This window comes from Streptomyces sp. NPDC057438 (assembly GCF_042802995.1).
Classification (GTDB): Bacteria; Actinomycetota; Actinomycetes; order Streptomycetales; family Streptomycetaceae; genus Streptomyces.
Genome location: NZ_JBHVDD010000015.1, coordinates 100,191 through 124,348, shown reverse-complemented (window position 1 = coordinate 124,348; position 24,158 = coordinate 100,191). Strand labels below are relative to the sequence as shown.

Genomic DNA, 24,158 nt, shown 5'->3' with positions numbered 1-24,158 from the left:
CCCCTGAAAAGCAGGGGCTGCGCCCCGTGCTTTTCAGGGGCGCGGGGGCCTGGTGCTCTTGGGGGCGCGGGGAACTGCGGGAAAAAGCCCCCACCGGTCCGCGGCCGAGTACGCGCCCCCCGGCGGAGCCCTGCGCGCTACAGCCGGTTCAGGACCTGTGTCAGCAGCGCTCCCATACGGGTCGCCGAGTCGCGGCCCGCCTGGAGCACCTCCTCGTGGTTCAGGGGCTCGCCCGTCATGCCGGCCGCCAGGTTGGTCACCAGGGAGATGCCCAGGATCTCGGCACCCGCCTCGCGCGCGGCGATGGCCTCCAGGACCGTCGACATGCCGACCAGGTCCGCGCCGATCACGCGGGCCATCCGGATCTCCGCCGGGGTCTCGTAGTGGGGGCCCGTGAACTGCGCGTAGACGCCCTCCTCCAGCGAGGGGTCGATCTCCTTGCACAGGGCGCGCAGGCGTGGGGAGTACAGATCCGTGAGGTCGACGAAGTTGGCGCCGACGATCGGCGAGGTCGCCGTCAGGTTGAGGTGGTCGCTGATGAGCACCGGCTGACCGGGGCGCATGCCCTCGCGGAGACCGCCGCAGCCGTTGGTGAGGACGATCGTCTTCACACCGGCGGCGACGGCGGTACGGACGCCGTGCGCGACGGCGGCGACACCGCGGCCCTCGTAGTAGTGGGTGCGCCCCAGGAAGACGAGCGTGCGCTTGTCGCCGATCCGGTACGAGCGGACCTTGCCGCCGTGCCCCTCGACCGCCGGCGGCGGGAAGCCGGGCAGCTCGGTGACCTGGAACTCCGCCTCGGGGGCGCCGAGCGCGTCCACGGCCGGGGCCCAGCCGGAGCCCATCACAAGCGCGACGTCGTGGGTCTCGGCGCCCGTCAGCTCGCGCAGGCGCGCGGCGGCGGCGTCGGCGGCGGCGTACGGGTCGCCCTGGATGTCGTCCGGAAGAAGAGATGCGTTCACGCGACGAGGGTATCCGGTTCGGGCCTACGCGCGTAGATGACGAGGCGTACCGGATCGGGATCGTTGCCTTGTCGTTTCCAACCGTGCGGCCGGGCGCGCGGCGGTCCCGCACGCCCCGGCCCGCGCCCTCAGCAGGGGCGTTTGCGCAGTTCCATCACATAGTCGTGGGGTGCGCCGGCCGACTCGGCCGCGTCCGCCACCTCGCCCAGGTAGCGGGCCGAGGGCAGCCCGCCCTCGTAGCCGTTGAGGACGTAGACCCAGGCGGGCTCCTCGCCGTCCAGGGTGTGCACACGGACCCGCATCCGGCGGTATATGTCGAGGCCGACGCCGACCCAGCGGTCCATCGCGTCCTCGTCCATGGGGGCGATGTCGTACAGCGCCACGAAGACCTGGGAGCGCGGTGCCTCCACGACCGTGGCCAGCGCGCCCTCCCAGCCCATGTGCTCGCCGCCGAAGGTCAGCCGCCAGTCGTTCAGCCAGCCGGTGGCGCGCAGCGGGGAGTGGGGGGCCCGGCGGGACATCAGGCGCGAGTCCAGGTTGCCGGCGTAGGCGGCGTAGAGCGACATGGGGAGAGGGTACGGGAGCGCTCCGCTCGGGGGGCCGGGCGCCTGAGGGGGTGGGGATGCCCGTTGTCTCGCGGGTGCGGGTTCGTCGCACCTGGTCGCGCCCACGCGGCGGGGCCGCACATGTCACCGCCCCGCGCCCCTGGTGATGACCCTGCGGGCCGATCACCCCGTCCCGTACCCCCCGGCTCGTTGGTACCCGGGCTCGTGCGGGACAATGGGGCATGTGACTCGGATCGTGATCATCGGTGGCGGACCCGGCGGCTATGAGGCGGCGCTGGTGGCCGCGCAGCTCGGCGCGGAGGTGACCGTCGTGGACTGCGACGGTCTGGGCGGGGCGTCGGTGCTGACCGACTGCGTGCCGTCGAAGACCCTCATCGCGACGGCCGAGGTGATGACCACCTTCGACTCCTCCTACGAGGAGCTGGGCATCATCGTCGCCGACGACACTCCGTACATCGACACGCCCGCGCGTGTCGTCGGGGTCGACCTCGGCAAGGTCAACCGGCGTGTGAAGCGGCTCGCGCTGGCGCAGTCGCACGACATCACGGCCTCCGTCACCCGCGCCGGCGCGCGGGTGATGCGCGGGCGCGGGCGGCTGCAGGGGCAGCAGGACCTCGACGGGTCGCGCAAGGTCGTGGTGCGCGCCGCCGACGGCTCGGAGGAGACGCTCACCGCCGACGCGGTGCTCATCGCCACCGGCGCCCATCCGCGTGAGGTGCCCGACGCGCAGCCCGACGGCGAGCGGATCCTCAACTGGACGCAGGTCTACGACCTGGACGAGCTGCCCGAGGAACTGATCGTCGTCGGGTCCGGTGTGACCGGTGCCGAGTTCGCCGGCGCCTATCAGGCACTCGGGTCCCGAGTCACGCTCGTCTCCAGCCGCGACCGCGTCCTGCCGGGCGAGGACCCGGACGCCGCCGCCGTCCTGGAGGACGTGTTCCGCCGGCGCGGTATGAACGTCATGGCGCGGTCCCGGGCCCAGTCCGCCAAGCGGGTGGGGGACCGGGTCGAGGTGACGCTCGCGGACGGCCGGGTCATCAGTGGCTCGCACTGTCTGATGGCCGTCGGCGCCATCCCCAACAGCGCGGGCATGGGCCTGGAGGAGGCCGGGGTCAAGGTCAAGGAGTCCGGGCACATCTGGACCGACAAGGTCTCCCGGACGAGTGCGCCGGGCGTGTACGCCGCCGGTGACGTGACCGGCGTCTTCGCGCTCGCCTCCGTGGCCGCCATGCAGGGCCGTATCGCCATGTACCACTTCCTCGGCGACGCGGTGGCCCCGCTGAACCTGAAGACCGTCTCGTCCAACGTCTTCACCGACCCCGAGATCGCCACCGTCGGCTACACCCAGGCCGACCTGGACAGCGGGGTCATCGAGGCCGTCGGGGTGAAGCTGCCGCTGCTGCGCAACCCGCGCGCCAAGATGCAGGGCATCCGGGACGGCTTCGTCAAGATCTTCTGCCGGCCGGGCACCGGGATCGTCGTGGGCGGCGTGGTGGTCGCGCCGCGTGCCTCGGAGCTGATCCACCCCATCTCGATCGCGGTCGACAACAACCTGACCGTCGAACAGATCGCGAACGCCTTCACCGTGTACCCGTCCCTGTCGGGTTCGATCGCCGAGGTGGCCCGCCAGCTCCACACGCGCAAGGCCGACGGAGGCGTCTGAGGGGGCGCCCGAGGGGCCTCCGAGGGGTCCGTACGACCGGTGGTCCGGCGGGATCGCGTGGCGTGCTGTGTCACGGGCGGTGTGCGGGCGGTGTGCGGGCTGTGTGACGCATTCCGTCCCGGATGGCCCCTATATCACTCCTCGCACCACCCTGCGAACAACTTCTGCTATTCGGCGCAAACTGCTGAAAGCAGATGGTCGTTGGCGTTACTGTCAGTTTCGTGTTCGCTGCAGAACGTCGTCAATTGATCCTCGAAATGGTGCGGGCCAACGGAGCCGTGTCGCTCCGTGAGCTCGCCCGCGTCGTCCAGACCTCCGAAGTGACCGTACGGCGGGACGTGCGCGCTCTGGAGGCAGAAGGACTCCTGGACCGCCGGCACGGCGGTGCGGTATTGCCGGGCGGGTTCACGCGGGAGTCCGGCTTTCCGCAGAAATCTCATCTCGCGACCGCCGAGAAAACGGCCATCGCCGACCTCGCCGCGAGCTTCGTCGAAGAGGGCGAGGCCATCGTGGTCGGGGCGGGGACCACCACGCAGGAGCTGGCACGCCGGCTCGCGCGGGTCCCCGGGCTGACCGTCGTCACCAACTCCCTGCTGGTGGCCCAGGCGCTGGCCCATGCCAACCGTGTGGAGGTCGTGATGACCGGCGGTACCCTGCGCGGTTCCAACTACGCCCTGGTCGGCTCCGGCGCCGAGCAGTCCCTCCAGGGGCTGCGTGTCTCCAAGGCCTTCCTCTCAGGGAGCGGACTGACCGCAGAGCGCGGCCTGTCCACGTCCAACATGCTGTCGGCGTCCGTCGACCGTGCGCTGGTCCAGGCCGCCGCCGAGGTCGTCGTCCTCGCCGATCACACCAAGCTCGGCACCGACACCATGTTCCAGACGGTGCCGACCGATGTGATCACCAGACTGGTCACCGACGACCCGCCCGGTCATGACGACCGTGCGGTCACCGAGCTGCAGGCCCTGGCCGATCAGGGTGTGCAGATCTCCGTGGCCGGGGCTGCGGGCGGCGAGCCCGTCCCCGCGCGCCCCTCGCGCCGGGACGTGCCCTTGCCGGGCCCCCGGCGCAACCAGGTCCACGGCACCGCGCCCCAGTTGCGCACCGCCACGGTCCTGGGGGACCAGCCGCCGGTCGGTGAACGGGAGCGGGAGCGGGCGGCCCGGGTCGCGGACCTGCGGCGCCGGTAGCCACGCCGTGGTGGTCGGGCCCGGGGCCCGGTCGTCCTGTGCGGTCGTACGCCGCTGGGTCGTTCGCGCGGGACGGACCCGTGAGGCGCTTCGCCCGGAGGTGCCGTCGGCTCGCGCCGGGGGCTCGTACGGCGGCTACGGCCTCAGGCCGCGCAGGGTCAGGGTCAGCAGGCGGTCGGCCAACTCCGGATCGTCCGGGGTCTCCTCGGCCGCCAGCGCGATCGCGTGGGTGAGCTGGAGCAGGTCGCCGATCGCCACGTCGTCCCGTACGGCGTGGGCGTGTTGCGCCCGCCGGAGCAGGGCGGTGCCCGCCTCACGGATCGGGGCACAGCACCGGGCCAGGTCCGAGATGTCCTCGTCCTCGGCGCGGGAGTCCGCGTACGAGACCGCCATCAGGGCCTGGGCCAGACCCCGGTATTCGCCCGCACGGGTGATGATGTCGCGCAGCCAGGCGACCAGGGCGGCACAGGGCCGGGGCGCTTCGAGCTGTGTCCGGGCCCGGGCCAGCAGGTCACCCACGGCCTCTTCGAAGACCGCGCTCAGCAGGGCCTGGCGGTTGGGGAAGTGGCGGTAGAGGGTGCCGATGCCGACGTCCGCGCGGCGGGCGATGTCCTCCAGCGAGGCCCCGGTGCCATGGGCCGCGAAGGCGAGGCGGGCTTCGGTGAGCAGGCGGGCGTGGTTACGGCGGGCGTCCGCCCGCATGGGCCTCCGGTCGGCTGCGGGGGGCTTGACCGGGGTGGGGGCCATGGTGGCGTCACCTGCTCTCTTCAGGCCGGGGTGTCTTCAGCCTAAGAGTTCGGGTGATCGGTGTGGTGGGGCGGCTGCGGGTGCGTGGGGCTTCTCACGCAGTTCCCCGCGCCCCTGAAAACGTGGGGCGCGGGGGGAGTTTCCTGCGTGCGGTCAGTCCTTGATCTCGCAGATGGCCGCGCCCGAGGTGAGGGAGGCGCCGACCTCCGCGCTGAGGCCCTTGATGGTGCCGGAGCGGTGGGCGTTGAGGGGCTGCTCCATCTTCATGGCCTCGAGGACGACGATCAGGTCGCCTTCCTTGACCTCCTGGCCCTCCTCGACGGCGACCTTGACGATGGTGCCCTGCATCGGCGAGGCGAGGGTGTCGCCGGACGCCGCCGGGCCCGACTTCTTCGCCGCACGGCGCTTGGGCTTGGCGCCCGCCGCGAGGCCGGTGCGGGCCAGGGTCATACCGAGAGCGGCCGGGAGGGAGACCTCCAGGCGCTTGCCGCCGACCTCGACGACGATCGTCTCGCGGTCGGCGTCGTCCTCGACCTCGGTGTCCGCGGGAGCCGCGAAGGGCTTGATGTCGTTGACGAACTCGGTCTCGATCCAGCGGGTGTGGACCGTGAACGGGTCGCTGGAGCCGGTCAGCTCGGGGCCGAACGCCGGGTCCCGGACGACCGCGCGGTGGAACGGGATCGCGGTGGCCATGCCCTCGACGGTGAACTCGTCCAGGGCGCGGGCCGCGCGCTGCAGCGCCTGCTGCCGGGTGGCGCCCGTGACGATCAGCTTGGCCAGGAGGGAGTCCCAGGCCGGGCCGATCACGCTGCCGGACTCCACGCCCGCGTCCAGGCGGACACCGGGGCCGCTGGGCGGGGTGAACGTGGTGACGGTGCCGGGGGCCGGGAGGAAGTTACGGCCCGGGTCCTCGCCGTTGATGCGGAACTCGAAGGAATGGCCGCGCATCGGCGGGTCGTCGTAGCCGAGCTCCTCGCCGTCCGCGATCCGGAACATCTCCCGGACCAGGTCGATGCCGGTGACCTCCTCGGTGACCGGGTGCTCCACCTGGAGGCGGGTGTTGACCTCCAGGAAGGAGATCGTGCCGTCCAGACCGACCAGGAACTCCACCGTGCCGGCGCCGACGTAGCCGGCCTCCTTCAGGATGGCCTTCGACGCCGCGTACAGCTCGGCGTTCTGCGCGTCGGACAGGAAGGGGGCCGGGGCCTCCTCGACCAGCTTCTGGTGGCGGCGCTGCAGGGAGCAGTCACGGGTGGAGACCACGACCACGTTGCCGTGGGAGTCGGCCAGGCACTGGGTCTCCACGTGGCGGGGCTTGTCGAGGTAGCGCTCCACGAAGCACTCGCCCCGGCCGAACGCCGCGACCGCCTCACGGACGGCCGAGTCGTACAGCTCCGGGACCTCTTCGAGGGTGCGGGCGACCTTCAGGCCGCGGCCGCCGCCGCCGAACGCCGCCTTGATCGCGATCGGCAGACCGTGCTGCTCCGCGAAGGCCACGACCTCGTCCGCGCCGGAGACCGGGTCGGGGGTGCCCGCGACGAGCGGCGCGCCGGCGCGCTGGGCGATGTGACGGGCCGCCACCTTGTCACCCAGATCGCGGATCGCCTGCGGGGGCGGGCCGATCCAGATCAGACCCGCGTCCAGGACCGCCTGGGCGAACTCCGCGTTCTCCGAGAGGAAGCCGTAGCCGGGGTGGACCGCGTCGGCGTCGGCGTCCTTCGCCGCCTGGAGGACCTTGCCCATGTCCAGGTAGCTGGTCGCCGGAGTGTCACCGCCCAGGGCGAACGCCTCGTCCGCGGCCCGCACATGCAGTGCGTCCCGGTCCGGATCGGCGTACACGGCCACGCTCGCGATCCCGGCGTCCCGGCACGCCCGGGCGACGCGGACAGCGATTTCGCCTCGGTTGGCGATCAACACCTTGCGCACGATGGCTCCCTCTCCTTGAAACAAGCCGAGTTTAGGGACTGCCGACACGGCGTTTCGACCCGTCCACAATGGTGAGCTTGCCCACACGGAGCGTGAATCGAGGCTCACTCAACCCGCGAAATCCCTTGTCGCACAGCATTGCGCAGGACTCCATACGGAAACCCTAGCCCTCTGATGTGGTCAAGGTCTCTGTGCGGCCGCGCTGCGGCCGGTTGGGTTTCTTTGTGGAGTCCCTACTAATGGCCCAACGATTCTTTGCTCTCGTGAGAACCCTTGTCCCGGGGTTTACCCGTTAGTAGCGTTCGCGATGTCTCGAACACCTACCTGGGGTAACGACGTGGGCCCGCGAGGCGCTGAGAACAGCAGGACGAGAGTGGGAAGTGGGTGGGGCCGGTGATCCGCAGACCGGTTGCGGTGGTCACGGCGTTCGTGCTGTTCGCGGAGGGGCTCGGAATCGCCGGGCTGCAGTGGTTCCTCGGCACGGTCGTCGACCGGCAGAAGATGTCACTCGCCGGGCTGGATCCGGACGCGATGTCCCTCTCCACGAAGGCCGGGGGTGTCGTCTTCGGCCTCTACTTCGTCCTCTGCGGTGTCGTCGCCCTGCTCGTCGCGCTCCGCAACCGGCCCGCCGCCGGGCTCGGGAGGATCCTGCTCATCAGCGTGGCCGTCGTGCACGGGCTGCTGGGCGCGCTCACCGTGGGGCTGGTCGGGTGGGGCGCGTTCGTGTTCATGATGGTGGTGCTGGGGCTCGTGCTGCTCACGCTGATGACGTACGACCGGCAGGGTGGGGGTGCCGATGCTGCCGCTGTGCCGGAGCAGGGTGCTCCTGCGGCTCCGGCTGCCCCGGCCGCTCCTGCGGCTCCCGGGGGTTCTTGACGGGGTGGGTGCGCCCGGCGTGTCGGGCGCACGCCCCGGTGGGTCGGGTGTCCCGTCGTGTCACTTCGCGGGGGGCGCCCACAGTTCGGTGATGCCTACGCCCAGGTGGGCCAGCAGGCGGCGGAGCAGGGGCAGGCTGATGCCGATCACGTTGCCGTTGTCGCCCTCGATGCCGTCGATGAACGGGGCCGAGCGGCCGTCGAGGGTGAACGCGCCCGCCACGTGGAGGGGCTCGCCGGAGGCGACGTACGCGGCGATCTCCTCGTCGGTGGGGTTGCCGAAGTGGACGACGGTGGAGGCGGTCGCGGAGGTGTGGCGGCCGGTGGCCGTGTCGTAGACGCAGTGGCCCGTCTGGAGTGTGCCGGCGCGGCCACGCATGGACTTCCAGCGGGCGGTGGCGTCCTCGGCGTTCGCCGGCTTGCCCAGGGCCCGGCCGTCCAGGTCGAGGACCGAGTCGCAGCCGATCACCAGGGCGCCCTTCACCTCGGGCTTCGCCGCCACGACGGAGGCCTTGGCCTCGGCGAGGGCGAGGGCCAGGTCGGCGGGGGTGGGGGCGGTGACGGCGTCCTCGTCCACGCCGCTGACGATCACCTCGGGGGCGAGGCCGGCCTGGCGGAGCAGGTTGAGCCGGGCGGGGGACTGGGAGGCGAGGACTAGGCGGCGGGGCTGCTGGTCGGTCATGGGGGTCAGGGTATCGGCGGGGGTGCCGATCGTGGCTGGCGTGGGGTGGCGTCCCCGCCGGTGGGCGGGTGGTCGCCTCGGGGTGGGGGGTGGGTCGGGGGCGCGCCGGGGGTGTCCGTCCGCGGAACGGCGCGGAATCGGTCTGCTGGGAAGCTCAGGGGGTTGACGCTCCAACCGCTGCGGGCGGACACACCCCCGGCACGCTTCCTTCTCGCCGTACGCGGCCGACCTGCCCCGTGGGGCCTGGGGGCACGACTTCTTCTCGCGGTATGCCGCTGACCCGTGCGACTCGGCCTGGGGCCGCAACTTCTTCTCGTCGTACGCGGGCTGACCGTCCGACTTGACCTTGGGGCACATGCTCTCTCGCCGTACGCGCCTGGCCCGCCGGTCCGCCTTGGGCCCGCCCCCCCTCGGCCCGAACGCGGCCGACACCGGTACGGCGCCATGACCTGCCGTCCGTGGCTTCGAGGGTGGGCTCAGCGGAGGCCCAGAACCAGCATCGCCAGGAGCATGGCGAAGGCCATGAGGAGGCCGAGCCGCCGAAGCATGGCCTGCGTGTCGCGCAGTTCCTTCGGCGGCTCGTTCTCAGGGTCGGACCAGAGCATGCTGCGATGGTGCGCCGCCCGGAGGGCCTGGCGCCTGAGTACGCGTACTCAGATCGGTAGGGCGGGTTCCGCTCAGCCGGGCCAGTAGGTGCGGCTCCAGGTGGCGGGGCCCGGGGCCGGCAGGCGGTGCGCGGCGATGCGGGACGGGTCGGACCAGGAGTCGCGGGGGGCGGGCGCGCCGGGCGGCTCGGTGGCTGCCGCCGCGGCGCGGGCCCGGACCACCGCCAGGGCGGCGGCCAGCTCCTCCGGGGTCGGGTTTCCCCGTACGACCTTGATGGTCATGTCTGGCTCCCAGCAGGGCTAGAGGGGGATGTTTCCGTGCTTCTTCGGGGGCAGGGACTCGCGCTTGGTGCGGAGTTGGCGAAGACCGCGGACGAGGTGGCGGCGGGTTTCGGAGGGCATGATGACGGCGTCCACGTAGCCGCGTTCGGCCGCGGTGTAGGGGTTGAGGAGGGTGTCCTCGTACTCCTGGATGAGGCGGGCGCGGACCTCTTCGCGTTCGGCCTCGGGGGCGGCGGCGATGGTGCGGCGGTGGAGGATGTTGACCGCGCCCTGGGCGCCCATGACGGCGATCTGGGCGGTGGGCCAGGCGAGGTTGAGGTCGGCGCCGAGGTGCTTGGAGCCCATGACGTCGTAGGCGCCGCCGAAGGCCTTGCGGGTGATGACCGTGATCAGGGGGACGGTGGCCTCGGCGTACGCGTAGATGAGCTTGGCGCCCCGGCGGATGATGCCCTCGTGTTCCTGGCCGACGCCGGGGAGGAAGCCCGGGACGTCGACGAAGGTCAGGACCGGGACGTTGAAGGCGTCGCAGGTGCGCACGAAGCGGGCGGCCTTCTCGGAGGCGTCGATGTCCAGGCAACCGGCGAACTGCATGGGCTGGTTGGCGACGATGCCGACCGGGTGGCCCTCGACGCGGCCGAAGCCGGTGAGGATGTTCGGCGCGAACAGGGGCTGGGTCTCGAAGAACTCGGCGTCGTCCAGGACGTGTTCGACGACCGCGTGCATGTCGTACGGCTGGTTCGCGCTGTCCGGGACGAGCGTGTCGAGTTCGCGGTCCTCGTCGGTGAGGGCGAGGTCCGCCTGCTCGGGGAAGGCCGGGGGCTCGCTCAGGTTGTTGGAGGGGAGGTAGGAGAGGAGCTGCTTGACGTACTCGATGGCGTCCTTCTCGTCGCCCGCCATGTGATGCGCGACGCCGGAGGTCGCGTTGTGGGTGCGGGCGCCGCCCAGTTCCTCGAAGCCGACGTCCTCGCCGGTGACCGTCTTGATGACGTCCGGGCCGGTGATGAACATGTGCGAGGTCTGGTCGACCATCACCGTGAAGTCGGTGATCGCGGGGGAGTAGACGGCTCCGCCGGCGCAGGGGCCCACGACGAGGCTGATCTGGGGGATGACGCCGGATGCGTGGGTGTTGCGGCGGAAGATCTCGCCGTACATGCCGAGGGCCATGACGCCCTCCTGGATGCGGGCGCCGCCGGAGTCGTTGATGCCGATGACGGGACAGCCGGTCTTGAGGGCGAAGTCCATCGCCTTCATGATCTTCTGGCCGAAGACCTCGCCGAGGGAACCGCCGAGGACGGTGAAGTCCTGGGAGAAGACCGCGACCGGGCGGCCGTCGACCGTGCCGTAGCCGGTCACGACGCCGTCGCCGTAGGGGCGGTTGTGCTCCATGCCGAAGTCGGTGGAGCGGTGGCGGGCGAACTCGTCGAACTCCACGAACGAGTCCTCGTCGAGGAGGAGTTCGATCCGCTCGCGGGCCGTCAGCTTGCCCTTGGCGTGCTGCTTCTCCACGGCGCGCTCGGAGCCGGCGTGCGTCGCCTCGTCGATACGGCGCTGCAGATCCGCGAGCTTTCCCGCGGTCGTGTGAATGTCGGTGCTCGTCGGGCTCGCCGACTCTTCCGGCTCGGACATCGGGATGCGGCTCCCTGCCTGCTGATGGGGACGTGAGGGACTCGGTACGTGCTGCTCGGTGCGTACGCGGTGCTGCTGGTGCGTGCTCAGAAGTGTGTGGGGTTACTCATCCGTAGCGTAGTGCTGCGCCTTCCGTTCGGCAGTGCGGCGTTTACCACACTCCTGACCCCTTCCGCTTGCGCGATCGGAGCGTCGCGGCGGGACACGTCGGAGGGGCGACATCACGAGAGTGATCGAGCGCCCGTGAACCTCAGCTCGTCAGGGCTGGAATCCGTCCTCTTCTCGCGGGGCGGAGGATGTCAAACCTAGGGTGGGTTGCATGACGAACCCACCAGGTGCACAGGGTGACCCGTCCAGCGGACCGGGTGAGCCGAGGTCGGACCGCTGGTCCGACCTCGGCCGGCCGCCCCTCAACTCCACCTCCCTGCGCCGTGCGCTGATCCGCGAAGGGGGCCTGTGGAGCTCCCTGGACGTGCTGCCGGTCATCGACTCCACCAACACCGACCTCGCGGGGCGCGCCGACCGGCTCTCCGAGGGCGCCGTGCTCGTCGCGGAGGAGCAACGGGCGGGCCGTGGCCGCCTCGACCGCATCTGGACCGCGCCCGCGCGCTCCGGCCTGTTCTTCTCGGTCCTGCTCAAGCCGGGCGAGGTGCCCGTGGAGCGCTGGGGCTGGCTGCCGCTCCTCACCGGCGTGGCCGTCGCGACCGGGCTGTCCCGGGCCGCCGGCGTCGACACGGCACTCAAGTGGCCCAACGACCTGCTGGTGACCGTGGGCGGCCAGGAGCGCAAGGCCGGCGGCATCCTCGCCGAGCGCGCCGGAGCGGACGGTGTGGTGATCGGTATCGGCATCAACGTCAGCCTGCGGGAGGACGAGCTGCCGGTGCCCGCGGCCGGGTCCCTGCTGCTCGCCGGAGCCGTGACCACGGACCGCGATCCGCTGCTGCGGGCCGTGCTGCGCTCGCTGGAGGAGTGGTACGGACGGTGGCGGGCCGCCGGCGGCGACCCCTCGGCCAGCGGTCTCCAGGAGACCTACGCCGCCGGGTGCGCGACCTTGGGGCGGAAGGTGCGCGCCGAGCTGCCCGGGGACCGGTCGGTCGTGGGGGAGGCCGTGGCGGTGGACGGGGACGGCCGTCTGGTGCTCGCCACGGAGGACGGGGTGCAGGAGCCGGTGGGGGCGGGGGACATCGTGCATCTGCGGCCCGCCTGACGGGCGGGGCGGTGTGCCCTGTGGGGGTGCCGTGACGTGTGGGGGTGCCGTGACGTGTGGGGGCGGCGAGGCTTGGGCACTCGGGGGCGCGTGGAGGCGGTCCGCGCCCGTCCGGTCGTCGAGGGCGGGTCCGGAGGGCGGCAGTGGGGCGCCGGGCACGCGTTCCGAGGGGCGCGCGCCCACGCCGGGCGCCGTCCCCCGGAAGGGGTACGCACCCTTCGGCCCACCTCACGGAGTGAGCTGGCGCACACCTGCCGTAGAGTTGAGGCCGGTCGAGTACGTGACCGCGGGAGATCGGAAGGGCAGCAGGAGTGAGCGTCGAGGACACGGGCTCCGGCACGGACGCGGACGACCGCGTGGAGCCGCCCCCGCTCTCGGCTTCGCTCGAGCGGCCGGAGCCCCATGACGTGGACGCCGATGAGGAGGACCCGCTGGCGCTGCGGCTCGAAGGGCTGATCCTCGGGGCCGAGCGCCGGTACACCCCCTTCCAGGCGGCGCGCAGCGCGGGCGTCTCCATGGAACTGGCGTCCCGTTTCTGGCGGGCCATGGGCTTCGCCGACATCGGGCAGGCCAAGGCGCTGACCGAGGCGGACGTCCTCGCGCTGCGCCGGCTCGCCGGTCTCGTCGAGGCGGGGCTGCTCAGCGAGGCCATGGCGGTGCAGGTGGCCCGGTCGACCGGACAGACCACCGCGCGGCTCGCCGAATGGCAGATCGACTCCTTCCTGGAGGGGCTGACCGAGCCGCCGGAGCCGGGGATGACCCGGACCGAGGTGACGTACCCGCTGATCGAGCTGTTGCTGCCGGAGCTGGAGGAGTTCCTCGTCTACGTCTGGCGGCGTCAGCTGGCCGCCGCCACCGGGCGGGTCGTGCAGGCCGCGGACGACGAGGAGATGGTCGACCGGCGGCTCGCGGTCTGCTTCGCCGACCTCGTCGGGTTCACGCGCCTCACCCGCCGTATGGAGGAGGAGGAACTCGGCGAACTGGTCGAGGCATTCGAGACCACCGCCGCGGACCTCGTGGCGGCGAACGGCGGCCGGCTCATCAAGACCCTGGGCGACGAGGTCCTGTACGCCACGGACGACGCGGGCGTGGCCGCCGAGATCGCGCTGCGTCTCATCGAGACCATGGCCAACGACGAGACCATGCCCGAGCTGCGCGTCGGCATGGCCTTCGGCACGGTGACGACCCGGATGGGCGATGTCTTCGGTTCGACCGTGAACCTCGCGAGCCGGCTCACCTCGATAGCGCCGAAGGACGCGGTCCTCGTCGACGGTGCCTTCGCCGAGGAGCTGACCCGCACGGGCGAGGCCCCCGCCTCCGAGGCCGAGGCCGCCGAAGCCGCGGCCGCCGCGGAGAAGGAGGGCGAGGAACCTCCGACGTACCGCTTCGCGCTCCAGCCGATGTGGCAGCGCCCGGTGCGCGGCCTGGGCGTCGTCCAGCCGTGGCTGCTCTCGCGGAGGCCGGGGAAGGGCTGAGGGGGTCCGGGCGGCGTTGCCGCTGCCGCTGCCTGCCGCCTGTTTCTGCCGGGGCCGTCGTCCGCCGAGGGACGGCTCGGCCGTCCCTCCAGCATCGGGAGCCTTGTCACCCGCCGAGGGTGTCGTCGACACAGAGGCCTACGAGGGGGACGCACAGGCCCGGCTTCGTGGGCTTCGTGGGGGTGGTGGTGTCACCCGGGTCGGCCGGGGAGTCGGGGCCGGCCGGCTGCTGGGGCGCCGCCGCCGGCGGGCCGGTGGGTGCGGGCGGAGCGGGGCGGGGGGACTCGGGAGTGCGGGCCGTCGGGGGAGTGTCCGGGGCGGGCGGGGTGCCGTCGCGGTCGTCGCGGGCGCCGGGGCCGGAGGAGTCGGAGGAGTCGGAGGGGATCTCGACTCCGATGCCGGGGCCGGGCGGGATGGCGGAGGGGGTCGGCGTCGGGGCGGTCGCGCCGGGGGAGGGTGGTGTGGTCGAGGCCGCGCTGCCGCCGCCCATGGGGGCGTCGGCGGTCGGGGTTCCCGCGTCGGCGGGGGGCTCGTCGCCCACCGTCGTACCGGCCTCCGTCGTCGCCTCGTCCGTGAAGCCGTCCGCCGCGCTCGGCGCCGGGCCCGCCGCGCTCGTGCCGCCGCCGACGGGGTCCGAGGCCACCCGCAGCAGACTCAGTGCCCCCGCCGCCAGCGCCATCCCGCCCACCGCGAACAGCAGCTTGCGGGGCCGGGGCCGCCGGTGCCGGCCCCGCGGCCGGGGCGCCGCCCCGTCGGGGGCGCCGCCGACCGTGCCGGAGGCGAGGGGCGAGAACGGCACCGCAGACGGCAGCCAGGGCGCCGACGGGGCGGGGGAGCGGGGTGCCGTGGCGGTCACGACCCCCGGCGGCCTCGGGGTTCCCGCAGGCCCCGGCGGGGTTGCCGCGGCCGGCGTCGGTGCCTCCCGGGGCGCTCGTGGTGGTGCCGGTGTCGGCCGGGTGGCCGTGTCCGTCGTCATGGTTCGTCCCTCCCCTACGCGCCCGTGTCCGCCGGTGCGCCTGTGGCGGAGCGCAGATTATGTGCCGGGATGGGCGGTGGGGCCGGAGAGGGCCGGGATGTCACTCGTACGTGGAGAAGATCGTCGGGGTACGTCAAGGGGGCACCCCGCGGGGGCTCTCGTTGGGGTGGGCGCCGGGCGCGCGGATGACGGCGGTGCGGTCGCGTCTCGGGGGCGGCCTCGTCCGGGGTTTTCGCCGGGCGGGGGTGGCTGCGATGATCGGACTCACAGGAGAGTTAACCCGCGTTAACCGGAGGGTTCTATGGGTGACGGTGCGGCAGTGGAGCGGGCGGCAGAGGCGGACGAGGAGCGGCGGTTCGGGGAGTTCGTCGTGGTGCGGCGGCACGGTTTCGTCGCCGAACTCGCGCTCGACCGGCCCAAGGCCATGAACGCCGTGTCGACCGACATGGCGCGTTCCGTCACGGCGGCGTGCGGGGCGCTGGCCGCCGACCGTGACGTCCGCGTGGTCGTGGTGACGTCCACGCACGAGCGGGCGTTCTGTGTGGGGGCGGACCTGAAGGAGCGGAACTCCTTCAGTGACGCCGATCTGCTCCGGCAGCGGCCCGTCGCGCGGGCGGCGTACACCGGTGTGCTGGAACTGCCGATGCCCACGATCGCCGCCGTGCACGGCTTCGCGCTGGGCGGCGGCTTCGAACTCGCCCTGTCCTGCGACCTGATCGTGGCCGACCGTACGGCGGTCGTGGGCCTGCCCGAGGTGTCGGTGGGGGTGATCCCGGGGGGCGGGGGCACGCAGTTGCTGCCGCGCCGGGTGGGGGCCGCGCGGGCGGCCGAGCTGATCTTCACGGCGCGGCGGCTGGAGGCCGGGGAGGCGCGGGAACTGGGGCTCGTCGACCAGGTGGTGGAGGAGGGGCGGGACCGGGCGGAGGCCTTGGCGCTGGCCGCGCGGATCGCCGCGAACTCGCCGGTCGGGCTGCGCGCGGCCAAGCGCGCGCTGCGGCTCGGGCAGGGACTGGACCTGCGGGCCGGGCTTGAGGTCGAGGACGCGGCCTGGCGCTCGGTGGCCTTCTCGGGGGACCGGGCGGAGGGCGTGGCCGCCTTCAACGAGAAGCGGAAGCCGGACTGGCCGGGCGAGTGACGGCGAGGCCGTGGGTCACCGCCGGAGGGGGTGGCCGTGGAGCCGACGGTCGCGCGGCCGGACGTACCCCTGTTCGCTTCACCAATCTCCCATATCATCCCAAAGCTCCCTAGCCTGGGGAGATGGGAGAGGACAGGCGGCTGAGGGCCGTGGTGGCGCTGGCCCGTGGGATGGCGGGGGCGCGTACGTCGCCGGAGACGTGGTGGGCGGCCGCGGACGGGTCGTGCCGGGCCCTGTCGGGCAGCTTCGCCGCGCTGTCCGTGTGGGAGCGGGACCGCGGGCTGCTGCGGGTGCTCGTGAACGTGGGGAGGCGGGCGGCGGACGAGGAGGAGTTCCCCGAGGAGGAGACGTACCCGGTGCACGAGTTCCCGGAGATCGCGGAGTTCCTGCACGAGCGGTGGCTGGAGGGCGGTGAGCCCAACGCCTGGGTGGAGACGGCCGCCGGACCGGTCGGCGGGAGGCGCCCGGGCGGCTACTGCCACCAGCGGGTCGCCGCCCTGCGTCGGCGGGGCCGCGGCTGCTGCGTGGTGGCGCCCGTGGTGCTGAACGGCCGGGCGTGGGGCGAGCTGTATGTGGCCCGGCCCGCCGGGGAGCCCGTCTTCAACGGCGGCGACGCCGCCTTCGCGACCGTCCTGGCCTCGGTCGTGGCCGCCGGGCTCGCACAGTCCGAGCGGCTGGAGGAGGCACGGCGGCTCGCCTTCACCGACCCCCTCACCGGGCTCGGCAACCGGCGTGCGGTCGATCTCCGCCTGGACGAGGCGATGGAGGCGCACCGGCGCGACGGCACCGTGATCAGCCTCGTCGTCTGCGACCTCAACGGCCTGAAGAAGGTCAACGACTCCCACGGGCACGCGGTGGGGGACCAACTGCTGGAACGTTTCGGGTCCGTGCTGTCGCGCTGCGCGGCCGAGCTGCCCCGGGTGCTGGTCGCCCGGCTCGGCGGGGACGAGTTCTGTCTGCTGGCGGTGGGGCCGTCGGCGGACGAGGTGGTACGGGTCGCCACGGATCTCTGCGGACGGGCGAGGGAGCTGGAGCCGGGCGACGGGGTCGCGTGCGGCGTCGCCTCCACCGGTGATCCCATCGGGCCGTTGCGCTCCGCCCGGCGGCTGTTCCGGCTGGCCGACGCGGCGCAGTACCGGGCCAAGGCCGCCGGCTCCGTGGAGCCGGTCGTGGCGGGGCGTGAGGGGGAGGGTGCCGAGGACCCGGTCGTCAGTCTGGCGGACCGGCCGCCCGCGCCGGCCGATCCCGCGCACCCGGGGGACCGGCGCCGCATTCGAGGGCGCCGGTCCCCCTAGGGCGGGCCGCGCGCGGGGTCGAGTCGACACGCGGTCCCTGGGCTGCCCACGGCCAGGGGGGAGTGGGCCGTGGGCCGGTCGGCGGTGCGGAAGGAGCGGGGCAGGGGGAGGGCAGGGGCGGACGGCTCCCGCCGGAACGCGGCCCCGCGTCGTCCGGTATTTCGACCCTACGCGCGTGTGGGAACCCTCAAGGCTCTGACCTGGCGATTCTGATCAATCTCGAAGTGTTTCCTGATCGTTCTCTGATCAGATTCTGATCTACGCGGATAGCTGGGGGCCGGGTCGCCGAGTTCCGGAGAGGTCGTGCGCGGAGGTGGAGGGCTTGAGTAAGGAGCCCTTCCCTGGCGCGGTCGTGACATTCGGCGATTCAGTCCCTACGATCCTGAATATGGATATGCACTCTGTGGACACGGTGGTCCTCGGGACGTCCGGGGTCACCGCGGCCGACGTCCTCGCCGTGGCGCGCGCCGGCGCCCGGATCGAGCTCTCCGACGAAGCGGTGGCCGCGCTCGCGGCGGCCCGCGAGATCGTGGACGCGCTGGCGGCCAAGCCGGAGCCCGTCTACGGCGTCTCCACCGGCTTCGGCGCCCTCGCGACCCGGCACATCAGCCCCGAACTGCGGGCCCGGCTCCAGCGCAACATCGTCCGTTCGCACGCCGCCGGCATGGGGCCGAGGGTGGAGCGCGAGGTCGTCCGCGCGCTGATGTTCCTGCGGCTGAAGACCGTCTGCTCGGGCCGCACCGGTGTCCGGCCCGAGGTCGCGCAGACCATGGCCGACGTGCTCAACGCCGGCATCACCCCCGTCGTCCACGAGTACGGCTCCCTCGGCTGCTCCGGGGACCTGGCGCCGCTCTCGCACTGCGCGCTCACCCTGATGGGCGAGGGTGACGCCGAGGGGCCGGACGGGGTCGTACGGCCGGCCGGCGAGCTGCTGGCCGAGCACGGCATCGCCCCCGTCGAACTGCGCGAGAAGGAGGGGCTGGCCCTCCTCAACGGCACCGACGGCATGCTCGGCATGCTGGTCATGGCGCTGGCCGACCTGGAGAGGCTGTACACGTCGGCGGACATCACCGCCGCGATCTCCCTGGAGGCCCTGCTCGGCACGGACCGGGTCCTCGCCCCCGAACTGCACGCCATCCGCCCGCATCCCGGGCAGGCGGCCTCGGCGGCCAACATGCTCGCCGTACTGAAGGGTTCGGGGCTCACCGGGCACCACCAGGACGACGCGCCCCGCGTGCAGGACGCGTACTCGGTGCGGTGCGCCCCCCAGGTGGCCGGGGCCGGGCGGGACACCCTCGCGTACGCGCGGCTCGTCGCCGAGCGGGAGTTGGCGGCGGCGGTCGACAACCCTGTCGTCCTGCCGGACGGGAGGGTCGAGTCCAACGGCAACTTCCACGGGGCGCCGGTCGCCTACGTCCTCGACTTCCTCGCCATCGCCGTGGCGGACCTCGCCTCGATCGCCGAGCGGCGGACGGACCGGCTGCTCGACAAGAACCGCTCGCACGGGCTGCCGCCGTTCCTCGCGGACGACGCCGGGGTCGACTCCGGGCTGATGATCGCGCAGTACACGCAGGCGGCGCTGGTGAGTGAGCTGAAGCGGCTCGCCGTACCGGCGTCGGCGGACTCCATCCCGTCCTCCGCGATGCAGGAGGACCATGTGTCCATGGGCTGGGCGGCGGCGCGCAAGCTGCGGACCGCCGTGGACAACCTGACGCGGGTGCTGGCCGTGGAACTGTACGCCGGGACGCGGGGGGTCGAGCTGCGCGAGGGGCTGGTGGCCGCGCCCGCCACGCGGGCCGTGGTGGAAGCCGTGCGGGCGGCCGGGGTCGAGGGGCCGGGGCCGGATCGTTTCCTCGCGCCCGACCTGGCGTCGGCCGACGCGTTCGTCAGGGACGGGCGGTTGGTCGCGGCCGCGGAGTCCGTGACCGGGGCGCTCGCCTGACCGACGGACGGGTGGCGCGGATGGGGCGGGGCCGTACGCAGTGCCCCGCGCCCCTCAGGATGCGGGCCCGCGCCCGGGCGTCTCGATGCTCACAGGGCGTGCGGGGCCTCGGGGTACTCGCGTTCGCGGCGGATCGAGTAGGCGACGAAGGCCGCGCCCAGGCCGAGCATCGCGGTGCCGCCTATGACGTAGGGAGTGGTGTTCGGGCTGCCGGTGTCGGCGAGTTCGCGGGTGTCACCGGTGGTGGTGGCCGGGTCGGACGCCGTGGTCGTCCGCTCGCGCACCGCCGCGTCCTGGGTCGCGTTGGCGGACGGCACGAACCAGAGGGCGCCCAGCAGGGTGCCCGCGGCGGTGGCGGTCACCAACGACCGGCGGGCGGTGGACGACGCGCGACGTGCGACGGACACGGAATATCGATCCCCTTGTGACGCTGGCGAATTGGCCGTAGGGAGCGATGCTAGTGAAAGGCGCGGGTCGCGGGAAAGTCGCGTGCCCCGTGAGCCGTACGCTCCGGGGCATGAGCACAACGGAGACATCGCAGTTTGTCCGGCTACGCGTCGAATTGGTGGTGGAGGTCGAGGACGTGGAGGCCGTCACCGGGGCCGCTCTGCGGCGGATCGCGGCCGATTCCGATATGCCTGCCGATGAGCGGGTACACGCCGAGAGCGCGGTGACCGAGGACACCGCGGAGGCCCTCGCCTACCTGGTCGACCCGTTCGACCTGGTCGGGGAGGTCCCCGGGGTCGAACTGGCCCAGGCCTCCTGGAGCAGCGAGGGCATCGACTACGACCCCGATTCGCCGGAATGGGGTCTCGACGAGGATGATGAGGGCGAAGAGGAAGACGCGCGCGGCTGAGCGGTCGGGGGAAATCGATGGTCCCGGGCGGCAACCGCCGCCCGGGGTTCTTTCGTCTCACGGAGCGCACCAGTCACTTCTGCACCCGCCGGGTCGCCGACGATCCGTTGCGAGTGGAGTGGCGTATCCCACATATCCGCAGCAGCGGAACGGCTCGGCGCCGTCGTGGTGTTTAAGTGCTAACGGGGATCTTCGGGGTTTTGGGGATTCGGCAACGATGGAGAAGCGTGTGATGACGAACAGTAAGCGGCGCAGGGGCCTGACGGTCGCGTCCGCACTGCTCGGCGGGGTGCTGGTGCTCTCTGCGTGCAGCGGGGGCGGCGGCGACAAGGGATCCGGGGGTGACGGCGGTGACTCCTCCCAGGCCCAGGCCGACAAGTCGGCGGCCGAGAAGACCTCCGAGGCCGACATCAAGATCACGCCGAAGGACGGTTCGGACAACGCCTCCATCAACAACTCGGCCAAGGTCACCGTGAGCAAGGGCACGCTCACCCAGGTGAAGATGACCACCTCCGACGGCACCGCCGTCGACGGCGAGATATCCGCGGACAAGAAGAGCTGGGCGCCGAGCGCGCAGCTGGAGCGGTCCACGGGTTACAAGATCACTGCCGCCGCCGAGGACTCCGAGGGGCGCGAGGCCCACGAGAACGCGGCGTTCACCACGGTCTCGCCCGCCAACAGCTTCATCGGCAACTTCACGCCGGAGGACGGCTCGACCGTCGGCGTCGGTATGCCGGTCTCGATCAACTTCGACAAGGCGATCACCGACAAGGCCGCCGTGCAGAAGGGGATCACCGTCTCCAGCAGCTCCGGCCAGGAGGTCGTCGGGCACTGGTTCAACGCCAACCGCCTCGACTTCCGCCCCGAGGAGTACTGGAAGGGCGGCTCCACCGTCACCCTGAAGCTCGCGCTCGACGGGGTCGAGGGCGCCGACGGTGTCTACGGTGTGCAGCAGAAGACCGTGACCTTCAAGATCGGCCGCAACCAGGTCTCCATCGTCGACGCCAAGACCAAGACGATGAAGGTCATGCGGGACGGCAAGGTCGTCAAGACCATCCCGATCTCCGCCGGTTCGCCCGAGAACAAGACGTACCAGGGTCAGATGGTGATCTCCGAGAGGTTCACGGAGACCCGGATGAACGGCGCGACGGTCGGGTTCACCGACGACGACGGCAAGGGCGAGTACGACATCAAGGACGTCCCCCACGCCCAGCGTCTGACCACCTCGGGCACCTTCATCCACGGCAACTACTGGGGCGCCGACTCCGTCTTCGGCAACGTCAACACCAGCCACGGCTGTGTCGGTCTGAACGACAGCAAGGGTGCCAACGACCCCGACACCGAGGGCGCCTGGTTCTACGACAACTCCATGATCGGTGACGTCGTGGACATCCGGAACACCGGCGACAAGACGGTCGCCCCGGACAACGGCCTCAACGGCTGGAACATGAGCTGGGCCGACTGGAAGGCCGGTTCGGCGGCCTGATCCCCGTCATCCGTAGCGCGCGCGGCCGACGGTAGCCGCCCGGAGCTGTGCAGCACCGATGCCGCCCCTGTGACACCCAGGGGCGGCATCGGTGCTTCCCGGGCCGAGTACGGGGTTCTCATCGGGCTCTTATCGAGGACTTATCCCTTCATCACGCGGCGTCCCTAGCTTGCCGCCATGTTCTTCACCTACCTGAGGCGCGAACTGCGCCGCCGCAGAAAGGCGGCGCTCGTCGTCGCCTCCGGGCTCGCCCTGGGCATCGCGTTGGTCATCGTGGTCAGTTCCGTCTCCTCCGGCATGGAGAAGGCCCAGGGCAAGGTCCTGGAGTCCCTCTACGGCCTGGGCACGGACATGACCGTCACCAAGGCCGCCGCCGCGGCCGGCGAGGACGGCGGTGACCGCCCCCGGTTCGAGTTCGACGCCCAGGACGACGACTCCGACGAGAACCAGAGCAGCGATCTCGTCCGGGTGCAGGGCTTCCAGACGCTGGCTACTTCGACCGTCGCCGAGGTCGGTGAGCAGGCGGGTGTCGCGCGGGCCGTCGGCGGTCTCAGCCTCCAGGTCATCAAGGTCGACGGGCAGTTCCGGCGCGGACAGGTCCAGCAGGACGAGGGCGCCGAGGGGCAGCAGCGGGGCGGTCCGGGCGCCGGCGGCACCGGGCAGCCCGAGGGGCGGGTCGAGGGCGGCGGCGCCCAGTTCGACGTCGACAACTACTCCGTGTACGGCACGGACGTCACCGAGCCCGCGCTGGGCCCGCTGACCTCCTCCAAGATCACCAGCGGTCGTACGTTCAAGACGTCCGAGACGAACGCCGAGGTGGTCGTCGCCGACAGGTCGTACGCCAAGGAGAAGGAGCTGAAGGTCGGTGGCAGCGTCACGATCAACAGCGTCACGTACCGGGTCATCGGGATCGCCACGCCCGACACCGGGGACGCGGCGGCCGATCTCTACATGCCGCTGAAGCAGGCGCAGACGCTCAGCGACTCCCAGGGCAAGATCACCACGATCTATGTGAAGGCGAGCGACTCGCAGCGGATCGACAGCGTCAAGGCGGCCATCCAGAAGAACATCGACGGCACGACCGTCACCACCTCCGCCGACCTCGCCGACACGGTCTCCGGATCGCTGTCGACGGCCTCGGACCTCGCCGCCAACGTCGGCAAGTGGCTGTCGATCGCGGTGCTGGTGGCCGCGTTCCTGGTCGCCGGTCTTCTCACCTCGTCGGCCGTGTCGCGACGCGTGCGGGAGTTCGGCACGCTCAAGGCGCTGGGGTGGAAGTCGGGGCAGGTGACCCGGCAGGTCGTCGGTGAGGCCGTCGTCAACGGCCTGGTGGGCGGTGCGCTCGGAATCGCGCTGGGCCTCGGTGGCGCGTACGTCATCACGGCGATCAGTCCGACGCTGCAGGCGGAGGTCGGGGCGACGGGCGGCGGCGGGTTCGGCGGACCGGGCGCGGGCGGGCCCGGTGGCGGCGGCTTCCCCGGCGGAGGCCGCCAGGCGGCGACCAGCGCGCTGGACGTGGCGCTCACGGCGCCCGTCGGCCTCACGACGATCGCCGTCGCGGTGGGGCTCGCCGTCGCCGGCGGGCTGATCGCGGGAGCGTTCGGCGGCTGGCGGGCGTCCCGGCTGCGGCCGGCGGACGCGTTGCGCCGCGTCGAGTAGGTGAGCGGCGGCCGGACATCCCCGCCCGCAGCCAGGTTTATCCGAACTTCAGGGAGTCGCACATGTACGTACTGACCGGCGTGACCAAGCGCTACACACGCGGCAAGGACACCGTCACCGCGCTCGACGGGGTCGATCTCACCGTCGCCGACGGGGACCGGCTGGTCATCCAGGGACCCACCGGGGGCGGGAAGTCCACCTTGCTGCAGATGCTCGGCGGGCTGGACAGGCCCTCCGACGGGAGCGTCGAACTCGACGGCACCGACATGGCGAGACTGTCGGAGGCGAAACTCACCAGGGTGCGCGGTGCGAACATCGGGTTCGTCTTCCAGAGCTTCAACCTGATTCCGACGCTGACCGCGCAGGAGAACGTCGAGACGGCCCTCGTCCCGCTCGGGGTCAGGGCGAGGGAGCGGCGGCAGCGGGCCGCGGAGGCGCTGGAGTCGGTGGGGCTCGGGGAACGGCTCGGGCATCTCCCGGCCGAGTTGTCGGGCGGCCAGCAGCAACGCGTCGCGATCGCCCGCGCGTTGGTGAAACGGCCCAAGGTACTGCTCGCGGACGAGCCCACCGGCAACCTCGACGAGTCCATGCGCGACGAGATCATGGAGGTGCTGGAGACGCTGTGGAAGGAGCACGGCCTCACCTTCATCATGGTCACCCACGACTCGGCGCTGGCGAGGAAGGCCCCTCGGGTCGCGACCATCCGCAAGGGGCGGATCACGGTGAAGGAGAACGCCGGGGCGTGAGCGCCGGAACGTGAGCAACTGTGCGGCATGCCCGACGAGTTCCCGGTGCGCTGGGGCGCGTGGGTGTGGAGTCCGGGCGCGTGCGGGCCGCGTGTGGCCCGGGTTCGCCGCTTTGCGCCCACTCGCGAGGTAGGTGACATGAGTTGACCCCCGGTCATACTGCGTAGACCGGGGGGAATTGACGCGTATGTGTGCGGAAGGTCCCCTGGCCGGATGAACCAGATGAATCAGATGAACTGGATGAACCGGATCGAGGGGGA

The 24,158-nt window shown here is 72.0% G+C and carries 22 protein-coding genes; 12 read left to right on the top strand and 10 right to left on the bottom strand.

Annotated features, from left to right (window positions below; translation table 11 throughout):
• Positions 1–137: 137 nt before the first annotated feature.
• Together ACFU5F_RS12070 and ACFU5F_RS12065 are read right to left on the bottom strand one after the other, a co-directional pair.
• Complete coding sequence (locus ACFU5F_RS12070; RefSeq protein ID WP_383885561.1) at positions 138–962, bottom strand: purine-nucleoside phosphorylase; 825 nt, start codon at positions 960–962, stop codon at positions 138–140.
• 128 nt (positions 963–1,090) lie between these two features.
• Positions 1,091–1,528 carry a gamma-glutamylcyclotransferase gene (locus ACFU5F_RS12065; protein WP_045562870.1) on the bottom strand — a complete coding sequence of 146 codons (438 nt, stop codon included), beginning with the start codon at positions 1,526–1,528 and terminating at the stop codon, positions 1,091–1,093.
• 214 nt (positions 1,529–1,742) lie between these two features.
• Here ACFU5F_RS12065 and ACFU5F_RS12060 point away from each other — a divergent pair, with 214 nt between their 5' ends.
• Both ACFU5F_RS12060 and ACFU5F_RS12055 read left to right on the top strand, forming a co-directional pair.
• Positions 1,743–3,191: an NAD(P)H-quinone dehydrogenase gene (locus tag ACFU5F_RS12060; RefSeq protein WP_383885558.1), complete on the top strand. Its 1,449-nt coding sequence runs from the start codon at positions 1,743–1,745 to the stop codon at positions 3,189–3,191.
• Positions 3,192–3,385: 194 nt separating this feature from the next.
• Positions 3,386–4,378, top strand: a complete 993-nt coding sequence (locus ACFU5F_RS12055; RefSeq protein ID WP_383885555.1) for a DeoR/GlpR family DNA-binding transcription regulator — start codon at positions 3,386–3,388, stop codon at positions 4,376–4,378.
• Between the two features lie 135 nt (positions 4,379–4,513).
• Here ACFU5F_RS12055 and ACFU5F_RS12050 read toward each other — a convergent pair whose 3' ends face one another.
• Together ACFU5F_RS12050 and ACFU5F_RS12045 are read right to left on the bottom strand one after the other, a co-directional pair.
• On the bottom strand, positions 4,514–5,125 hold the full coding sequence (locus ACFU5F_RS12050; protein ID WP_383885553.1) for a TetR/AcrR family transcriptional regulator: 612 nt from the start codon (positions 5,123–5,125) through the stop codon (positions 4,514–4,516).
• A gap of 153 nt (positions 5,126–5,278) precedes the next feature.
• On the bottom strand, positions 5,279–7,051 hold the full coding sequence (locus ACFU5F_RS12045; protein WP_383885550.1) for an acetyl/propionyl/methylcrotonyl-CoA carboxylase subunit alpha: 1,773 nt from the start codon (positions 7,049–7,051) through the stop codon (positions 5,279–5,281).
• Between the two features lie 393 nt (positions 7,052–7,444).
• Between ACFU5F_RS12045 and ACFU5F_RS12040 the strand changes: the two genes are divergently transcribed.
• Positions 7,445–7,927 carry a hypothetical protein gene (locus ACFU5F_RS12040; protein ID WP_383885547.1) on the top strand — a complete coding sequence of 161 codons (483 nt, stop codon included), beginning with the start codon at positions 7,445–7,447 and terminating at the stop codon, positions 7,925–7,927.
• 60 nt (positions 7,928–7,987) lie between these two features.
• On the opposite strand, the gene ACFU5F_RS12035 is transcribed toward ACFU5F_RS12040, so the two are convergent.
• The 4 genes from ACFU5F_RS12035 to ACFU5F_RS12020 all read right to left on the bottom strand — a co-directional run bounded on the left by ACFU5F_RS12035 (position 7,988) and on the right by ACFU5F_RS12020 (position 11,121).
• Positions 7,988–8,608 (bottom strand): Maf family protein, encoded by a 621-nt coding sequence (locus ACFU5F_RS12035; RefSeq protein WP_383885544.1) that lies wholly within the window; start codon positions 8,606–8,608, stop codon positions 7,988–7,990.
• A gap of 476 nt (positions 8,609–9,084) precedes the next feature.
• A complete protein-coding gene (gene mmpB, locus ACFU5F_RS12030) occupies positions 9,085–9,213 on the bottom strand; it encodes a morphogenic membrane protein MmpB (RefSeq protein ID WP_383885541.1) in 129 nt (42 codons plus the stop codon).
• 72 nt (positions 9,214–9,285) lie between these two features.
• Positions 9,286–9,495, bottom strand: a complete 210-nt coding sequence (locus ACFU5F_RS12025; protein WP_319362587.1) for an acyl-CoA carboxylase epsilon subunit — start codon at positions 9,493–9,495, stop codon at positions 9,286–9,288.
• A gap of 18 nt (positions 9,496–9,513) precedes the next feature.
• Positions 9,514–11,121 carry an acyl-CoA carboxylase subunit beta gene (locus ACFU5F_RS12020; protein WP_383885538.1) on the bottom strand — a complete coding sequence of 536 codons (1,608 nt, stop codon included), beginning with the start codon at positions 11,119–11,121 and terminating at the stop codon, positions 9,514–9,516.
• Positions 11,122–11,440: 319 nt separating this feature from the next.
• On the opposite strand from ACFU5F_RS12020, the gene ACFU5F_RS12015 reads away from it, so the two are divergent.
• A complete protein-coding gene (locus ACFU5F_RS12015; protein ID WP_383885535.1) occupies positions 11,441–12,328 on the top strand; it encodes a biotin--[acetyl-CoA-carboxylase] ligase in 888 nt (295 codons plus the stop codon).
• A 311-nt stretch (positions 12,329–12,639) separates the two neighbouring features.
• Entirely contained in the window at positions 12,640–13,803 is a 1,164-nt protein-coding gene (locus ACFU5F_RS12010) for an adenylate/guanylate cyclase domain-containing protein (protein WP_383885533.1), read from the top strand.
• A gap of 106 nt (positions 13,804–13,909) precedes the next feature.
• Here the strand turns inward: ACFU5F_RS12010 and ACFU5F_RS12005 are convergent, their stop codons facing one another.
• The gene (locus ACFU5F_RS12005; protein WP_383885531.1) at positions 13,910–14,659 is read right to left on the bottom strand and encodes a hypothetical protein; all 750 of its coding nucleotides are present in this window, start codon (positions 14,657–14,659) and stop codon (positions 13,910–13,912) included.
• Positions 14,660–15,080: 421 nt separating this feature from the next.
• Between ACFU5F_RS12005 and ACFU5F_RS12000 the strand changes: the two genes are divergently transcribed.
• The 3 genes from ACFU5F_RS12000 to hutH all read left to right on the top strand — a co-directional run bounded on the left by ACFU5F_RS12000 (position 15,081) and on the right by hutH (position 19,151).
• Positions 15,081–15,914 (top strand): enoyl-CoA hydratase/isomerase family protein, encoded by an 834-nt coding sequence (locus ACFU5F_RS12000; protein WP_383885528.1) that lies wholly within the window; start codon positions 15,081–15,083, stop codon positions 15,912–15,914.
• 122 nt (positions 15,915–16,036) lie between these two features.
• Positions 16,037–17,209: a diguanylate cyclase domain-containing protein gene (locus tag ACFU5F_RS11995; RefSeq protein WP_383885525.1), complete on the top strand. Its 1,173-nt coding sequence runs from the start codon at positions 16,037–16,039 to the stop codon at positions 17,207–17,209.
• A 403-nt stretch (positions 17,210–17,612) separates the two neighbouring features.
• Entirely contained in the window at positions 17,613–19,151 is a 1,539-nt protein-coding gene (gene hutH, locus ACFU5F_RS11990; RefSeq protein WP_383885601.1) for a histidine ammonia-lyase, read from the top strand.
• Positions 19,152–19,240: 89 nt separating this feature from the next.
• On the opposite strand, the gene ACFU5F_RS11985 is transcribed toward hutH, so the two are convergent.
• Positions 19,241–19,558, bottom strand: coding sequence for a hypothetical protein (locus tag ACFU5F_RS11985; RefSeq protein ID WP_383885522.1), 318 nt, complete (start codon positions 19,556–19,558; stop codon positions 19,241–19,243).
• A gap of 110 nt (positions 19,559–19,668) precedes the next feature.
• On the opposite strand from ACFU5F_RS11985, the gene ACFU5F_RS11980 reads away from it, so the two are divergent.
• The 4 genes from ACFU5F_RS11980 (at position 19,669) to ACFU5F_RS11965 (ending at position 23,898) form a co-directional block, all read left to right on the top strand.
• Positions 19,669–20,007: a hypothetical protein gene (locus ACFU5F_RS11980; RefSeq protein WP_383885520.1), complete on the top strand. Its 339-nt coding sequence runs from the start codon at positions 19,669–19,671 to the stop codon at positions 20,005–20,007.
• Between the two features lie 232 nt (positions 20,008–20,239).
• Entirely contained in the window at positions 20,240–21,493 is a 1,254-nt protein-coding gene (locus ACFU5F_RS11975; protein WP_383885518.1) for an Ig-like domain-containing protein, read from the top strand.
• Positions 21,494–21,670: 177 nt separating this feature from the next.
• Entirely contained in the window at positions 21,671–23,152 is a 1,482-nt protein-coding gene (locus tag ACFU5F_RS11970; protein WP_383885515.1) for an ABC transporter permease, read from the top strand.
• A gap of 62 nt (positions 23,153–23,214) precedes the next feature.
• A complete protein-coding gene (locus tag ACFU5F_RS11965) occupies positions 23,215–23,898 on the top strand; it encodes an ABC transporter ATP-binding protein (RefSeq protein WP_383885512.1) in 684 nt (227 codons plus the stop codon).
• Positions 23,899–24,158: the final 260 nt, after the last annotated feature.

Bases quoted from the DNA above. Each gene is read 5' to 3' on its own strand.
- ACFU5F_RS12065 (WP_045562870.1), bottom strand. From the start codon at position 1,528: ATGTCGCTCTACGCCGCCTACGCCGGCAACCTGGACTCGCGCCTGATG.
- ACFU5F_RS12060 (WP_383885558.1), top strand. From the start codon at position 1,743: ATGGGGCATGTGACTCGGATCGTGATCATCGGTGGCGGACCCGGCGGC.
- ACFU5F_RS12055 (WP_383885555.1), top strand. From the start codon at position 3,386: ATGGTCGTTGGCGTTACTGTCAGTTTCGTGTTCGCTGCAGAACGTCGT.
- ACFU5F_RS12050 (WP_383885553.1), bottom strand. From the start codon at position 5,125: ATGGCCCCCACCCCGGTCAAGCCCCCCGCAGCCGACCGGAGGCCCATG.
- ACFU5F_RS12035 (WP_383885544.1), bottom strand. From the start codon at position 8,608: ATGACCGACCAGCAGCCCCGCCGCCTAGTCCTCGCCTCCCAGTCCCCC.
- mmpB (WP_383885541.1), bottom strand. From the start codon at position 9,213: ATGCTCTGGTCCGACCCTGAGAACGAGCCGCCGAAGGAACTGCGCGAC.
- ACFU5F_RS12025 (WP_319362587.1), bottom strand. From the start codon at position 9,495: ATGACCATCAAGGTCGTACGGGGAAACCCGACCCCGGAGGAGCTGGCC.
- ACFU5F_RS12020 (WP_383885538.1), bottom strand. From the start codon at position 11,121: ATGTCCGAGCCGGAAGAGTCGGCGAGCCCGACGAGCACCGACATTCAC.
- ACFU5F_RS12015 (WP_383885535.1), top strand. From the start codon at position 11,441: ATGACGAACCCACCAGGTGCACAGGGTGACCCGTCCAGCGGACCGGGT.
- ACFU5F_RS12000 (WP_383885528.1), top strand. From the start codon at position 15,081: ATGGGTGACGGTGCGGCAGTGGAGCGGGCGGCAGAGGCGGACGAGGAG.
- ACFU5F_RS11995 (WP_383885525.1), top strand. From the start codon at position 16,037: ATGGGAGAGGACAGGCGGCTGAGGGCCGTGGTGGCGCTGGCCCGTGGG.
- ACFU5F_RS11980 (WP_383885520.1), top strand. From the start codon at position 19,669: ATGAGCACAACGGAGACATCGCAGTTTGTCCGGCTACGCGTCGAATTG.
- ACFU5F_RS11975 (WP_383885518.1), top strand. From the start codon at position 20,240: ATGACGAACAGTAAGCGGCGCAGGGGCCTGACGGTCGCGTCCGCACTG.
- ACFU5F_RS11970 (WP_383885515.1), top strand. From the start codon at position 21,671: ATGTTCTTCACCTACCTGAGGCGCGAACTGCGCCGCCGCAGAAAGGCG.
- ACFU5F_RS11965 (WP_383885512.1), top strand. From the start codon at position 23,215: ATGTACGTACTGACCGGCGTGACCAAGCGCTACACACGCGGCAAGGAC.